The sequence below is a fragment of the Shewanella decolorationis S12 genome (assembly GCF_000485795.1).
Lineage (GTDB): Bacteria > Pseudomonadota > Gammaproteobacteria > Enterobacterales > Shewanellaceae > Shewanella > Shewanella decolorationis.
Genome location: NZ_AXZL01000071.1, coordinates 76,359 through 90,870, shown reverse-complemented (window position 1 = coordinate 90,870; position 14,512 = coordinate 76,359). Strand labels below are relative to the sequence as shown.

At 46.9% G+C, this 14,512-nt stretch carries 10 protein-coding genes; 6 read left to right on the top strand and 4 right to left on the bottom strand.

What is annotated here, in order from left to right:
• Positions 1-63: 63 nt before the first annotated feature.
• Together SHD_RS14800 and upp are read right to left on the bottom strand one after the other, a co-directional pair.
• Positions 64-1,464 carry a GGDEF domain-containing protein gene (locus tag SHD_RS14800; protein WP_084294892.1) on the bottom strand — a complete coding sequence of 467 codons (1,401 nt, stop codon included), beginning with the start codon at positions 1,462-1,464 and terminating at the stop codon, positions 64-66.
• 189 nt (positions 1,465-1,653) lie between these two features.
• Entirely contained in the window at positions 1,654-2,280 is a 627-nt protein-coding gene (gene upp, locus SHD_RS14795; protein ID WP_023267861.1) for a uracil phosphoribosyltransferase, read from the bottom strand.
• A gap of 327 nt (positions 2,281-2,607) precedes the next feature.
• On the opposite strand from upp, the gene purM reads away from it, so the two are divergent.
• The 6 genes from purM (at position 2,608) to SHD_RS14765 (ending at position 10,739) form a co-directional block, all read left to right on the top strand.
• Positions 2,608-3,645: a phosphoribosylformylglycinamidine cyclo-ligase gene (purM, locus tag SHD_RS14790; protein ID WP_023267860.1), complete on the top strand. Its 1,038-nt coding sequence runs from the start codon at positions 2,608-2,610 to the stop codon at positions 3,643-3,645.
• Positions 3,645-4,289 (top strand): phosphoribosylglycinamide formyltransferase, encoded by a 645-nt coding sequence (gene purN, locus SHD_RS14785; RefSeq protein ID WP_011623140.1) that lies wholly within the window; start codon positions 3,645-3,647, stop codon positions 4,287-4,289. The genes purM and purN overlap by 1 nt, the downstream gene beginning before the upstream one ends.
• Positions 4,290-4,427: 138 nt before the next feature.
• Positions 4,428-5,174 carry an HAD-IIA family hydrolase gene (locus tag SHD_RS14780; RefSeq protein ID WP_011626525.1) on the top strand — a complete coding sequence of 249 codons (747 nt, stop codon included), beginning with the start codon at positions 4,428-4,430 and terminating at the stop codon, positions 5,172-5,174.
• Positions 5,175-5,371: 197 nt separating this feature from the next.
• The gene (locus SHD_RS14775) at positions 5,372-7,045 is read left to right on the top strand and encodes a M28 family metallopeptidase (RefSeq protein ID WP_023267859.1); all 1,674 of its coding nucleotides are present in this window, start codon (positions 5,372-5,374) and stop codon (positions 7,043-7,045) included.
• 502 nt (positions 7,046-7,547) lie between these two features.
• Positions 7,548-9,212 carry an asparagine synthase B gene (asnB, locus tag SHD_RS14770; RefSeq protein WP_011717455.1) on the top strand — a complete coding sequence of 555 codons (1,665 nt, stop codon included), beginning with the start codon at positions 7,548-7,550 and terminating at the stop codon, positions 9,210-9,212.
• A gap of 156 nt (positions 9,213-9,368) precedes the next feature.
• Positions 9,369-10,739, top strand: a complete 1,371-nt coding sequence (locus SHD_RS14765) for an IS4-like element ISUnCu8 family transposase (RefSeq protein ID WP_084294894.1) — start codon at positions 9,369-9,371, stop codon at positions 10,737-10,739.
• Positions 10,740-10,884: 145 nt separating this feature from the next.
• Here the strand turns inward: SHD_RS14765 and SHD_RS14760 are convergent, their stop codons facing one another.
• On the bottom strand, positions 10,885-11,892 hold the full coding sequence (locus SHD_RS14760; protein ID WP_023267857.1) for a patatin-like phospholipase family protein: 1,008 nt from the start codon (positions 11,890-11,892) through the stop codon (positions 10,885-10,887).
• A 276-nt stretch (positions 11,893-12,168) separates the two neighbouring features.
• Positions 12,169-14,385 carry a TonB-dependent siderophore receptor gene (locus SHD_RS14755; RefSeq protein WP_023267856.1) on the bottom strand — a complete coding sequence of 739 codons (2,217 nt, stop codon included), beginning with the start codon at positions 14,383-14,385 and terminating at the stop codon, positions 12,169-12,171.
• Positions 14,386-14,512 lie beyond the last annotated feature (127 nt).

Genomic DNA, 14,512 nt, shown 5'->3' with positions numbered 1-14,512 from the left:
ATAGAAAAGCGTGGCAATGCCACGCTTTGTTTAATGTAAGGTGTCTAGTTGCATTTTCCAGCTTTAACGCTGAGTATCCTCACAACCTTCACTTTTGTGCTTTTTATCCGCATAAAGCGCCTTATCAGCAGCCTGCAGTGTCGCATCAAAGGATGGATAATCCATCGAATCTGCCACGCCACATGATACTGTTAGCATGTTTAAAAAATGTCGCTGTGCCACATTTTCTCTTAGTTTTTTGGCAAGTTCTAAAGCTTTCTCATAGGGACAACTCGCTAAAATCACCACAAACTCATCACCACCAGTGCGGATAATAATGTCGTTTTCCCGAAAAACGGCTCGCATCGCTTCGACAATTTGCATTATCGCCAAATCACCTAATTGATGCCCATGGGTGTCGTTAATCGTTTTTATTTTATCGCCATCAATACAAATCACAGCATATTGAGACGCAGTTGCAGCCTTAAAAATAAGTGTTTCATAGATTTTTTTATTGTAGGTCTTCGTAAATGGATCCAACAGCATAGCTTCAGAAAATTGCTGACGCTCAGTACGTAACTGCTTGAGACGCATAAATTTAAGTTGGAAAATAATTGTTAAGCCCGACAGCAATAACCAAAGAGGCAAATATTGCATAAAAAACCTTAACGTACTGGTTTTATATGTTAAAACACTCTGATTATCTAAGTGATGACTCATAGCATAAAACAGAAAGTTGGGCGTGATCCGTGTCCAAAAACTATCTCCGCTAATAACAATCTCTGTACCATAAGCAGTGTACTGAGTTTCAAACACTTTTCTTTGCATAAAATCCGTTGCCATAAATGATGTATCAGCAATCACATCCCCCCAAAGATGCTCAGGCGCATGTGAGGATGAAATGGGCGCCGCCATAGAAAGAATAATCTTTCCCGTTACTTCATCACGATAAGGGACAGACAGCACAATATCATCAACTAAGGAGTCAGCAGAGGCATCCTTACTGCAATAATGCAGCCGTTGGCAAAACTCATTGGTGAAAGAATTTTCGTGTATTAAGCGACTTTTCACCTCATCAGGAATCGTGGAGGCAAAATATAGCGCATTACTTTTGTATAGACCGATATATATAAACTCACTTCTGACAGGATTTTTATTATTTGAATATAAATAGTCAAAATAGCGCAGGATCAACTCTTCTTCTGGTGATAAGGCTCCGCCTGAAGGCAATAATAAGCGGGAGGAATCAAGCTTAAATGGTGTCAGTAGCGCACTATTAAAATCAATAATATCGTGTAAAGACAAGCTCTTACCAAGCAACTCTAAATAACTTGGCGCCACGTGTTTCGCCCGTACAAATTTGGTAAATGCCCTGTGTTCTTTCTCTATTCGCAGGGGTAAAAGGATCAGCAGTAACACAACAAATATCAAGGTAGCTAATAAACAAGATTGGCGAACAAGTGACCAACTTAGTTTTGAAACCATCATAATCTCCGATCATGAACTGAGTTAAATTGATTTATTGCAAACCTACTGCGCCGCGCAAAACGCATTATGTCAAAATTAATCTTATCGTTAACTGTAGAACGAGTCGGCAAAAATGGAATCATAAAAAACAAAAAGGGAGCCTAAGCCCCCTTGTCAAATCGAGATAGCATTTAAGCCATCAGAACATTATTTAGTCCCAAAAATCTTATCGCCCGCATCACCTAAACCAGGCAGGATATAGCCCTTCTCGTTTAAGCATCTGTCGATTGCGGCAGTATACAGCTCAACATCCGGGTGAGCCGCTTCAAGGGCTTTGAGCCCTTCGGGCGCGGCAACTAACACTAAGGCTTTAATTGAGGTACAACCGCGTTTTTTCAGCAGGTCGATAGTCGCAATCATTGAGCCACCAGTTGCCAGCATAGGGTCAACAATCAGTGCAATACGCTCGTTCATGTCGCTGGCCAGCTTTTCAAAATATGGCACAGGCTCTAAGGTTTCTTCGTCGCGGTAAATACCTACAACCGAAATACGCGCACTTGGAATATGCTCAAGCACGCCGTCCATCATGCCTAAACCCGCACGCAGGATCGGCACAACAGTCACTTTTTTGCCCTTGATCTGATCCACATCAACTGGACCATTCCAGCCTTCAATCGTAACAGTTTCGGTTTCGAAATCTGCGGTAGCTTCATAGGTTAACAAGCTGCCCACTTCGGCGGCTAGCTCACGGAAACGTTTAGTGCTAATGTCACCTTCACGCATCAGGCCGATTTTGTGACGCACTAACGGGTGTTTAACCTCGACAACTTTCATTTTTCTCTCCTACTATTGTTCGCGAATTATCTTAGGCAAATTTTTCAGATTCTAGATGATTTGTTTATTGGGTAAAACATAAAGTTTTGCCATTCGAGCTAATCGTGAGCAATATCCCAAGAATTATTGCCAATCGCTTAAGATACGCCCATTCGTATACTATTTTATGACCAATCGCAGAATAGAAAATGTGAAATATCCCCCTGTGAAGCTAAAAATACTCCCCACAAGCTGATAAATCCAAATCATGACTTTCGACCCCTAGCACAAGCTGATAGAATACCGCCGCATAAAAATCCAATAACGATGTACCCGAGAGGATCCTCCGTGAGCACTCCTACCCCACTGAGCTATAAAGACGCTGGCGTTGATATTGATGCTGGTAATGCACTGGTAAATAACATTAAAGCGGCTGTTAAACGTACCCGTCGTCCAGAGGTAATGGGCAACTTAGGTGGTTTTGGCGCACTGTGTGAATTACCCACTAAATACAAGCAACCTGTTTTAGTGTCAGGCACCGATGGTGTTGGTACTAAATTGCGTTTAGCTATCGATTACAAAAAACACGACACAGTCGGTATCGACTTAGTGGCCATGTGTGTGAACGACTTGATCGTTCAAGGCGCTGAGCCATTGTTTTTCCTCGATTACTACGCAACAGGCAAGCTCGATGTAGAAACAGCAACCTCGGTTGTTAACGGCATCGGCGAAGGTTGTTTCCAATCTGGTTGTGCGTTAATCGGCGGCGAAACCGCTGAAATGCCAGGCATGTATGAAGGCGAAGATTACGACCTCGCAGGTTTCTGTGTGGGCGTGGTTGAAAAGGCCGACATCATTGACGGGAGTAAAGTGGCTGCGGGTGATGCACTGATCGCTTTAGCCTCAAGCGGTCCACATTCAAATGGCTATTCATTAATCCGTAAAGTATTAGAAGTCAGCCAAGCGGATCCTCAACAGGATCTCAATGGCAAGCCATTGATCCAACATCTGTTAGAACCAACCAAAATTTACGTTAAATCATTGCTTAAGCTGATCGAAGCATCGGACGTGCACGCAATGGCGCACATCACTGGCGGCGGTTTCTGGGAAAACATCCCCCGCGTACTGCCTGAAAACTGCAAAGCCGTTATCCAAGGTGATTCATGGCAATGGCCTGCTGTTTTCAATTGGTTAATGGAAAACGGTAACATTGCAGAATATGAAATGTACCGCACCTTTAACTGTGGTGTCGGCATGATCGTTGCGCTGCCAGCCGATAAAGTCGATGCCGCACTGGCACTGCTCGCCGCCGAAGGCGAACAAGCTTGGCTAATCGGTGCTATCGCTGCTCGCGAAGGCAATGAAGAGCAAGTGGAGATCCTGTAATGCCCCAAAGCTGTCGTGTAGTTGTATTAATTTCCGGAAATGGCAGTAACCTGCAAGCCGTTATCGACGGTTGTGACGATAATCTGCAGGCCGAAGTTGTCGGAGTGATCAGTAATAAACCCGATGCCTACGGTTTAATTCGCGCCCATCATAGTGAAATTGATACCAGCTGCGTGATTGCTCATTCAGGTGAATCTCGCTCTGATTACGATGCACGGTTAATGGCAACGATTGAAAAGTACCAACCCGATTTGATCGTGTTGGCTGGATTTATGCGTATTCTGACCAACGATTTTGTGAATCGTTACTTAGGACGCATGATCAATATTCACCCTTCATTGCTGCCTAAATATACCGGATTAAACACCCACCAGCGCGCCATCGATGCCAAAGACACTGAACATGGCGCCAGTGTGCATTTTGTCACGCCAGAGCTGGATGCAGGCCCGGTGATTTTACAGGCAAAAGTCCCTGTTTATGAGGATGATACTGCTGAGATGCTCGCCGCTCGTGTCCATGAGCAAGAGCATGCGATTTATCCTTTAGTGGTGAAATGGTTCAGCCATCAGCGCCTCAAAATGCAGGACGGCCAAGCCTATCTCGATGGCACCTTAATCGGACCTAACGGCTACGCCCCCGATTAAACACTGCCTCGCGAAAAAAGAGACCCTAAGGGTCTCTTTTTTTTCGTCTTGTCATACAAAATCATTGTTTTCTCGCCTAATGTGGCATTAGATAAGCTAACGAAAAGTGATTTTGTTCGGCATACAAGAGACTATTAGATGAAAAATATTATCTGCGATATCGATGGTGTACTCCTGCACGACAATAAGCTGATCCCCGGCAGTGATAAATTTATCCACCGCGTTCTCGACCAAGGCAATCCCCTCGTTATTCTGACCAATTACCCAGTACAAACGGGTAAGGATCTGCAAAACCGCCTCAGCGCCGCCGGGATAGACGTACCAGAAGAATGTTTTTACACCTCTGCCATGGCCACCGCCGACTTTTTAAAGCATCAAGAAGGCAGTAAAGCCTTTGTGATTGGCGAAGGCGCCCTCACCCATGAGCTCTACAAGGCTGGTTTTACCATTACCGACATTAACCCTGACTTCGTGATTGTCGGTGAAACCCGCTCCTATAACTGGGATATGATCCATAAGGCCGCCGGATTCGTCGCCCGTGGTGCCCGTTTTATCGCCACCAACCCCGACACTCACGGCCCCGCTTACAGTCCAGCCTGCGGCGCCCTGTGTTCACCGATAGAGCGGATTACAGGCAAAAAACCCTTCTACGTAGGCAAACCGAGTTCGTGGATTATCCGCTCCGCGCTCAACCATATCGACGGCCATTCCGAAAATACCGTGATCATTGGCGACAATATGCGCACCGATATTCTGGCGGGTTTTCAAGCAGGGCTTGAGACTATTCTGGTCACCAGCGGCGTGAGTAAGCTTGAAGATATCGATAAAGAACCTTTCCGCCCCAATCATGTATTCGCCTGTGCCGGCGATATTGATGTGGTTTAATCCTTAAATCGCCCGATTCTCAGCACCTTAGCGTGCTGAGAACAACAACAGACTCGATACGGTAAAGCAACATTAAGTAACATTTTTCCCCTTGGCTCTCCCTTGTCCGCCAATAGCGCTTGCTTCATGATAAGGCGCGACATACCCCTTTGATATATGCGTGAAATACGCCCTAAAAACAACAGTAGGATTAACCTATGCGACGTTTGTATCCTGTCTGCGCGCTAGCCATGCTCAGCGCCTGCAGCCCTAATTCGGCCCAGCCCGATGCCAACAGCAGTGCAGCACTGAAACCCGTGCAAATGAATGAAGCACGCTTTAGAAACGACATTAAAAACCTTTCCTCCGATGAGTTTGAAGGCCGCGCCCCCACCACCCACGGTGAAAAGCTCACCTTAGATTATCTGTCTAAGGCCTTTGCCGAGATGGGACTCAAAGGCGCCTATCAAGGCAGTTTTTTACAACCTGTACCTATGGTGAGTTATACCGCCTACGATGCGCAGCAAATCAGCTTGGCGGGACTTCCATTAACCTATCGCAAAGATATCGTCTTAAATAGTCGCCACGATAATGGCGGCGTCAATATCGAAAACGCGCCCTTAGTGTTTGTTGGCTACGGTGTAAATGCGCCGGAATATGGCTGGAACGATTACCAAGATGTGGATATGAAAGGCAAAATTGCGGTGATCCTTGTGAACGATCCCGGGTTTGCCCGTCCCGACTCTGGCAAGTTTAACGGTAAAGCCATGACCTACTATGGTCGCTGGAGTTACAAATTTGAAGAAGCCAGCCGTCAAGGCGCACTCGGCGCATTGATCATTCACGATACAGAGCCTGCTTCTTATCCTTGGTCCGTGGTTGAAAACAGCTGGACTGGCGCGCAGCAAGATTTAGTCCTCAGCAAAACCGAGCAAGACAGTCGCGTGCAAGTCGAAGGCTGGTTAACCTTAGATGCTGCAACACAATTATTTGAAAAAGCGGGTTTATCCCTACCAACGCTGATGGCGCGCGCCGCCGATAGTCCGATTAACTTGCCTCTTGAGCAAACGGCTAACATCGCCTTTAAAAACAAAGCCGAATACGCCAACAGCTATAACGTTGTCGCCACCCTTCCCGGCACTCAGCAAGCCGATGAGCAAATCCTGTTCACGGGCCACTGGGACCACATTGGTAAAGATGACAGCAAAGAAGGCGATAAGATTTATAACGGTGCCATGGATAACGCATCGGGCATTGCGGGCATTTTAGAAATCGCCAGACAACTGGCCGATAACGCTAAACAGGGCCACGGCTTAGCGCGCTCGGTGACCTTTATCGCTACCACGGGTGAAGAACAAGGGTTGCTTGGCTCACGTTATTATGCAGCTAATCCTATCTACCCCATTGATAAAACCGTGGCAGTGCTCAACTTAGATAGCACCAATATCTATGGAAAAACGAAGGACTTCACTATCGTCGGTAAAGGTAAGTCCGAGCTTGAGAACTACTTAGTCGATGCTGCCAAACAGCAAAACCGTATTGCTTTGGGTGAAAAGAATCCTGCATCGGGCGGTTTCTTCCGCTCTGATCACTTCAGCTTTGCCAAACTTGGCGTGCCTGCGGTCTTTGCCGGTGGCGGCAGCGAGCCCATAGATGCCGCAACGGCAAGCTATAAAACTCAAATGCAGGCGACCATGAAGGGCTGCTACCACAATGTCTGCGATGAATACCATGAAGACTGGGATCTGAGCGGTGCGATTCAAGATCTCGAAGTTTACTATCAGGTGACTCGCACCTTAGGTAACAGCCAAGATTGGCCAGGCTATTATCAAGGCACAGAGTTTAACAGCCTGCGTCCAGCCAAAACGGAATTTGCCACGACCGCAAAGTAAGCACTTTAAAACGATTCATCGCTGAAACATCCCTATAAGGCACCTTGAGAGGTGCCTTATTATTTTATGAGCCGCCCTACTTTATACCAATCACATTAAATATCTAATCAGTTCAGAGCCTCACAGTTTGACCTTGGCTGTAACAGCACGTGCAATGACCGCCGATAAGCTGCTTATAAAATCAGCAATATTTGCACTTGGATCACTATCTTGCTCACATTTATGATGATTTTTCCAAAAACGGATTTTCTTGAGTCAACATTACGTATTTACCAATATCCCGCTTTGCAACCAAAAAGCAAAAACACTTTATTCATAAAAATACGAAATTAATTAAATAAACATCAATTAAAAGCATTTTTAAAATAAATTAAACACAGCTAAAACACCATAAATAGAACAAATCATCAAAAATAGTATTTGGCAAAATTCCGAATCGCTGGCACATTGATACTCAATTGAGACATCCTCAAATGAAATACAGCGGTTTAGGAGTTGCATTATGTGTTCGATTTTTTCAATTTTAGATATTCAATCCGATGCGAAAGAGCTACGCCAAGTGGCACTGGAAATGTCCAAACTGATGCGCCATCGCGGCCCAGATTGGTCAGGCATTTACGCCAGCGACAAAGCGATTTTGGCCCATGAGCGCTTGGCGATTGTCGATATTGAACACGGTGCGCAGCCACTACTAACCGAAGACGGCAGCCTTATCCTCGCGGTCAACGGTGAGATCTACAACCATAAAGAACTCAAAGCCCAGCTCGGCGATAAATATAGCTATCAAACCAACTCTGACTGCGAAGTCATCTTGGCGCTATACCAAGAATATGGCACTGAATTCCTTGATAAATTAAACGGTATTTTCGCCTTCGTTCTCTACGATAAAGCCAAAGACGCCTACCTTATTGGCCGCGACCATATGGGCATTATCCCGCTCTACACTGGGCGTGATGCGGCGGGTAACTTCTACGTGGCCTCCGAAATGAAAGCACTGATGCCCGTCTGTAAGACCGTGGCCGAATTTCAGCCTGGGCAATATCTGTACTCAAGCATCGGTGAGCCAGTGCAATACTACACTCGCGATTGGCAGAGCTTTGATGCGGTGAAAGATAACGGTGCCAGCCAAGAAGAATTACGTGATGCCCTCGAAGCCGCAGTTAAGCGCCAATTGATGTCCGACGTGCCCTACGGCGTGTTGTTGTCTGGCGGTTTAGATTCCTCGGTGATCTCGGCGATTACCCAAACCTTTGCCAAACGCCGTATCGAAGATGACGATCAAAGTGGCGCTTGGTGGCCACAGCTACACTCCTTTGCCGTAGGGTTAAAAGGTGCGCCGGATTTAGCCGCCGCTAAGAAGGTCGCCGATGCGATTGGTACCATTCACCACGAGATCAACTTTACCTTCCAAGAGGGTTTAGATGCGATTAAAGAAGTCATCTACCACTTAGAAACCTATGATGTGACCACCATTCGTGCCGCGACACCCATGTACCTGATGGCGCGTAAAATCAAGGCGATGGGCATTAAAATGGTGTTATCGGGTGAAGGTGCCGATGAACTCTTTGGCGGTTACTTGTACTTCCACAAGGCACCAAACGCGCAGGCCTTCCACGAGGAACTCGTGCGTAAACTGGATAAACTGCATCTGTTCGACTGTCTACGCGCCAACAAGGCCATGGCGGCGTGGGGACTCGAAGCCCGTGTGCCTTTCCTCGATAAGGAATTTATGGATGTGGCGATGCGTATCAACCCTGAGGCGAAAATGTCTAAGGATGGCCGCATTGAGAAACACATTCTGCGCCAAGCTTTTGAGCATAAATTGCCAAAAGAAGTCGCTTGGCGCCAAAAGGAACAATTTAGCGATGGCGTAGGCTACTCTTGGATTGATGGCTTAAAAGCCCATGCCGCAGAGCAAGTAGACGATTTGCAACTGGCTAACGCGAAGTTCCGCTTCCCGTACAACACGCCAGAAACCAAGGAAGCCTATTTCTACCGTTGTTTCTTTGAAGAGCATTATCCATTACCAAGTGCCGCCGAAACGGTTCCAGGGGGCAAATCGGTCGCCTGCTCTACGCCTGAAGCGCTGGCATGGGATGAAAGCCTACGTGGCATTATCGACCCCTCTGGTCGCGCCGTACGCTCAGTGCATGCCGCCAGCTATTAATCGCTGAGGCATGCCATCAAGATCACAAAGCCACCCTAGGGCTGTCTCTCATACACAAATCCCTGAACAATGCTCAGGGATTTTTTTTGAACTCATTCCCCGCATTGTGAGCAGATCGTCTAGGGCTAAATATTCGAGGCGATTATGATGAAGATGATGGATCCAGAGCAGTGGGCGCAATGTCAATTTGGGCACGCAAACCTCAACGACCCAAGACGTACACAAAGACTTGTTTCACTGGCTACCTCTATTACCCAACAACCCGGAGTTGCCGTGTCCAGACTTCCCTTATCCCCCGCTGAGATGGAAGGGGCCTACCGATTTATCCGCAATGAGAATATTCAAGCCAGTGATATTGCTGAAGCGGGTTTTCAAGCCACCGCGCAGCAAGCTCGAGAGCATGACATCTTGTTAGCACTAGAGGATACCACCTCGCTGACTTACAAGCATGACAGTGTCAGGGAGGAGTTAGGTCATACCAATCAAGGGGATAAAAACCGTGCCATTCTGGCGCATTCAATCTTGCTGTTTTCACCGCAAAGCCAGCAAGTCGTTGGGCTGATTGAGCAACAGCGTTGGACGCGGGATATCACTAAGCGCGGGCAACGCCGCCAACATGCTACTCGCCCTTACGAGGAAAAAGAGAGCTACAAATGGGAACAAGCCTCCGCCAATATGTCTGCCCGTTTAGGCGAGCATATCAACAAGGTGATTTCCGTCTGTGACCGTGAGGCTGATTTGTTTGAATATCTGACCTATAAAACCCAGCACCAACAGTGCTTTGTCGTCCGCTCGATGCAGAGCCGATGCATTCAAGAGCATGCACACAAACTCTATGACTACTCGAATACATTAACGAAATCTCTCCTCATTCCTCAGAAAGGCGGAAGGAAAGCCCGAGCGGTGACGCTGGAAATGAGATATGCCCGAGTGACCCTCAAAGCTCCAGCCAACAAACGCACTCAGGCAGACATCACTCTGTATTACGTCAGTGTCGTAGAGCAAAGTCATCGTGAAGAAAAACTGGCATGGCACTTACTCACCTCCGAACCTATCACATGCTCGAAGGAGGCACTGGAGGTTGTCGGCTATTACGAGCGCCGTTGGTTGATTGAAGATTACCACAAGGTATGGAAAAGCAGTGGCACCGCGGTGGAAGAGCTGAGAATGCAGTGCCGTGAGAACCTGGAGCGTATGAGTGTGATACTGGCTTTTATCGCCACACGCTTACTCCAGCTTCGCTTTATGAAGGTATCCAAAGCGGAAGTGGCAGCACAATGTTGTGAAACGCTATTGGCTCAGAAAGCGTGGAAATTACTTTGGCTGAAAATGGAGGGACGTCCGTTACCTCAACAGGCACCCGATATGCAGTGGGCGTACGAGCGTCTGGCCAGATTAGGGGGTTGGAAAGATACCAAGCGGACAGGTCGAGCTTGTGTAGAGGTATTGTGGGAAGGATGGTTTAGGTTACAAACCATCCTTGAGGGTTACGAATTGGCCATGTCTCTCAATCACGAAGACTTGTGATCAAGAGACAGGCCCTAGGGTGGCTTTGTGCTGTTTAACTATCTGACTCTTTAAGACTTGGATTTAACTTGGCCACACGGCGCCAAGCATAAATACGGCTTTGGAAAATCACCTTGAATGATTCAAGTAAGATCGAACTAATAACCTAGGCCGATATCGCCAGCGGTGCAACGGGCGTCACATCGTTAGCCTTAGAAGTTTGCCAAGAAGACTTAGCAAGAAACGCCTTACCCGCCTTTATCCCTTGCTGGTAATCAATGCGTAAATCCGCATCTGTGCTGCCTAACAACTTGCTCTGTAATGGCGCCTTCGCAAAAATCTGCACAATTTCAACATCATCAGGAGGATTGGCAATAAAGTCTAGCTCGGCCTGATAGGCCTCTTCATGCTGCACTAAGTAATCAATGGTCTTAGGACAAAAACCAGAAACACAGATCCACGATTTAAGCTTATGTACCCAAGCCGATTGGGCTTGAAAGTCCTCATTGACTGTTCTCACTACCACAATTTTGCGGGCCCCCCGTTTATACGCCTCACGCACGGGCAGCGGCGCCGCTAAGCCACCATCGAGGTAATAGTCTTGCTCGGGTTCGAGTGTCGCATCGCTATGATTAGCAGATCCAATCCCTAACCAAGGCGTTAACTTGACCCCCTGTTTATATAAAAAAGGCAAGGCGCTAGAGGCTTTGAGTAGTTCACGCCAGTGCTCATGACTGGTTGGACTCAAGAAATATCCTTGGCGATCAGAGACTCGTGTGGTGGTTATAAGGAGTTCTCGCCCATTAAGGGATTGACTCGCCGCCGCTAAATCCAGCTTAAAACTGCCACGCTGAGTCTGCTCGAAATACCAGTCGAGATCGATAACATTGGCGCCGATCAGACCGCGGCCTAGTTGATAGAAGCGTTTATGGCGTGTTAGCCCTCGGATGAGTTTTTTGGCGTCCCCCTTTTGTCTGGCTAAAAAACTGGTCAAGTTTTGCGAGCCTGCTGAGGTACCAATCAATAAATCGAAGGGGTCGAACTCCGCCTCGAGCCAAGCATCGAGTACGCCTGCGGTAAAAATGCCGCGCTGGCCACCGCCTTCTGCAATTAACGCTACTTTCGGCGCAGTAACAGATTGAGAGGCAGAAGATAAATGGCTAATCGGCGGCATAACTGACCTTATCGCAACAAAGACGCAATGGAGAATAGATAAGCTCAGTCTAAACAAAGATAGTCACAGTAAAAAACGGATAGAATCTATCGTTGTAATCGATAAATAAAATATGAGAAGCGTTTTACGCGGATCATGGCATGGTTAGCAGCAATGCTAAAACACTCATGCACATTAAAAGGTATAGTTAAATTTATCTTTAGATACAATATCTTGATAAGAAATCTATGCCCACGAATCATCACGCGGGCATAGATGAGACTTGGAAGCTTTACCCTAGAACTTATGGGTCAATTCGAGGGTGACATTACGTGGCTCACCGGGGAAATGGCCATTGCGTTCACTAAACCCGCTGACAGCATATTCCTTATCGAAGATATTCTTCAGATTTACGCGCACTTGGGTTTGGTCCCACTGGGTCGTCCAGCTCATATCAAACACTGTATGGGGTTTCACCGTTTGACCATTAAGGCTAAATTGCTCGCCCACATAATCCATCCCAAAAGCAATCGCCGAATCAATCGCTTGAATATCGTAACGCGTCCATAAACCTGCTTGATGACGCGGCGCATTGGCAAAGTGTTTGCCGTCGCCAAAGGTGTTGGTTAGGCTGTCGTTGGTCACGCCTTTAATCACTTCGGTATCGTTATAGGCATAGTTGGCCGTTACGGTAAGGTTATCCGTAAGATCCCCCACCAGCGTCCATTCCACCCCTTGGCTACGTACTTCGCCAAAATTAACTAAATTCGGAATACCATCGTCATCGCCGGAATCTAGAGGGTTTGCCTGGGCAACATTTTGTTTTTCAATGCGGTAGAGTGCAAGCGTGGTCATAAACTGGCCATCGAGCCACTCGTTTTTCATCCCAAGTTCTATTTGATTACCAGTTTCGGGATCGAGTGCGCCGTCACTTTTAATACTCTCTTGATCCGACAATGCTGCCGGATTGAAACTCTCTGAGTAGTTCAAATAGAAAGACATAGATTCGATTGGACGATAATTCAGCCCAGCCCTTGGGGTAATGGCATTATCGCTAAAGGAGAATCCGGTCTTTTTGTCGTAATCATCAAACTGGCTAAAGCGTAGACCCGCAATTAAAGACCACTGCTCGTTGAAATGCAGATGTTCTTGCAGATACAGGCCAAAACGGTTGGAGCGAGTACCGTCGGTATCCATGTCTTTTAATTGGTAAGTACTCGGATTAGTTTCTCCGTAATTCAGCTCAAAGATATTGAGATTACCCACGCCTTCCTTGCTGGTCGCCAACTTGTAATGGTATTCGGTTTCAACATAGTGATAATCACCACCAAACAGAAACTCATGCTCAAAACCTAAGGCATTAAAGCGATAGACAAAATCGTTGGTTAAACTGATTTCGTCATTGGCACGGGATTGGACACGATATTCACGTTTGATGGTGCCATCTGCGCTGTTTGCTTTACCATCACCGTTCACATCGACCCAACCACGGGATTCGTGATATTGCTGATCGGATTCATTATTCAGGTAACGAATTTGAGTTTTTACCGAAAAATCATCACTAAATTGATGATCGAGAATCGCTTGCAGCACCAAGGCATCCATTTTCTGGAAGTCGCTCTTCTCGTTGGCATTGTAGGAAGGGTCAACGAGGAAATTCCCCGCATCATCCACGGGTACACCACGTAACCGATTACCGCCCAAATCCTGTCTTATCAGATCGAATGTGGTGGTGAGCTTAGTATCGTCACTGATTTCATACAATAAGCCACCTGCTACTTCGGCATTTAAACTATCTGCATTGTTACGGAAGCTATCTTCCTGTTGATAATAGCCTCCCAATCGATAGGCTAAATCCTCGGTTAAGCCGCCGGTGAAATCCAGCGAACCGCCCATCATGTCGTAACTGCCCGTGCTTAAGGTGAGCTCTTTACGCTCGACAAAGGTTGGTTTTTTCGTCACATAGTTAATCATGCCGCCGGGTTCACCGCCGCCATAGAGTGCCGATGCAGGGCCTTTTAATACCTCAACCCGCTGTACGTTGAACAGTTGTGGCACCGAGAATCCCGAATACGGGTCGCCACGCACACCATCGTAAAACACGTTGGCATCGTCGCGAAAGCCACGAAAGGTCACGCCGGAATAGCTAAATTCACTTACACCGGCAATGGAGCGGTATAAGTCAGTAATATTGCGGGCGGCTTGATCGTCAATCAGTTGCTCAGTCAGCACTTGTACTGACTGCGGCAGCTCCATCACATTAATTGCCGTTTTAGTGCCGATTTCTGTCTCTTTATCGACATACATCTGCATGGCGCGACCACGCACAACAATGCGCTCTGGCGCCTTAGTCTCGGCTTGTACTTCGGCCTGTGTATTGGTTTGTATATCGGCTTGTGCCGTTGAAGCACTTTCTTGCTCGGGTTGACGCTCTTGAGCGTTAGGCGCAGCCGCAAAGACCAAATGCGGCATCAGGGCAAGCGTTAGTATTGAATAGGCAAAACGTGATTTCACAAAGTACCCCAACCTTGAGCAAACTGGTGGTTTACCCATGTCATCTAAAATGTGCCGTCATTATAAAGTTTGATTATTAGATGACAATAATTCTCATTTAAATTTACATCGGTCAGGATTTGTAACA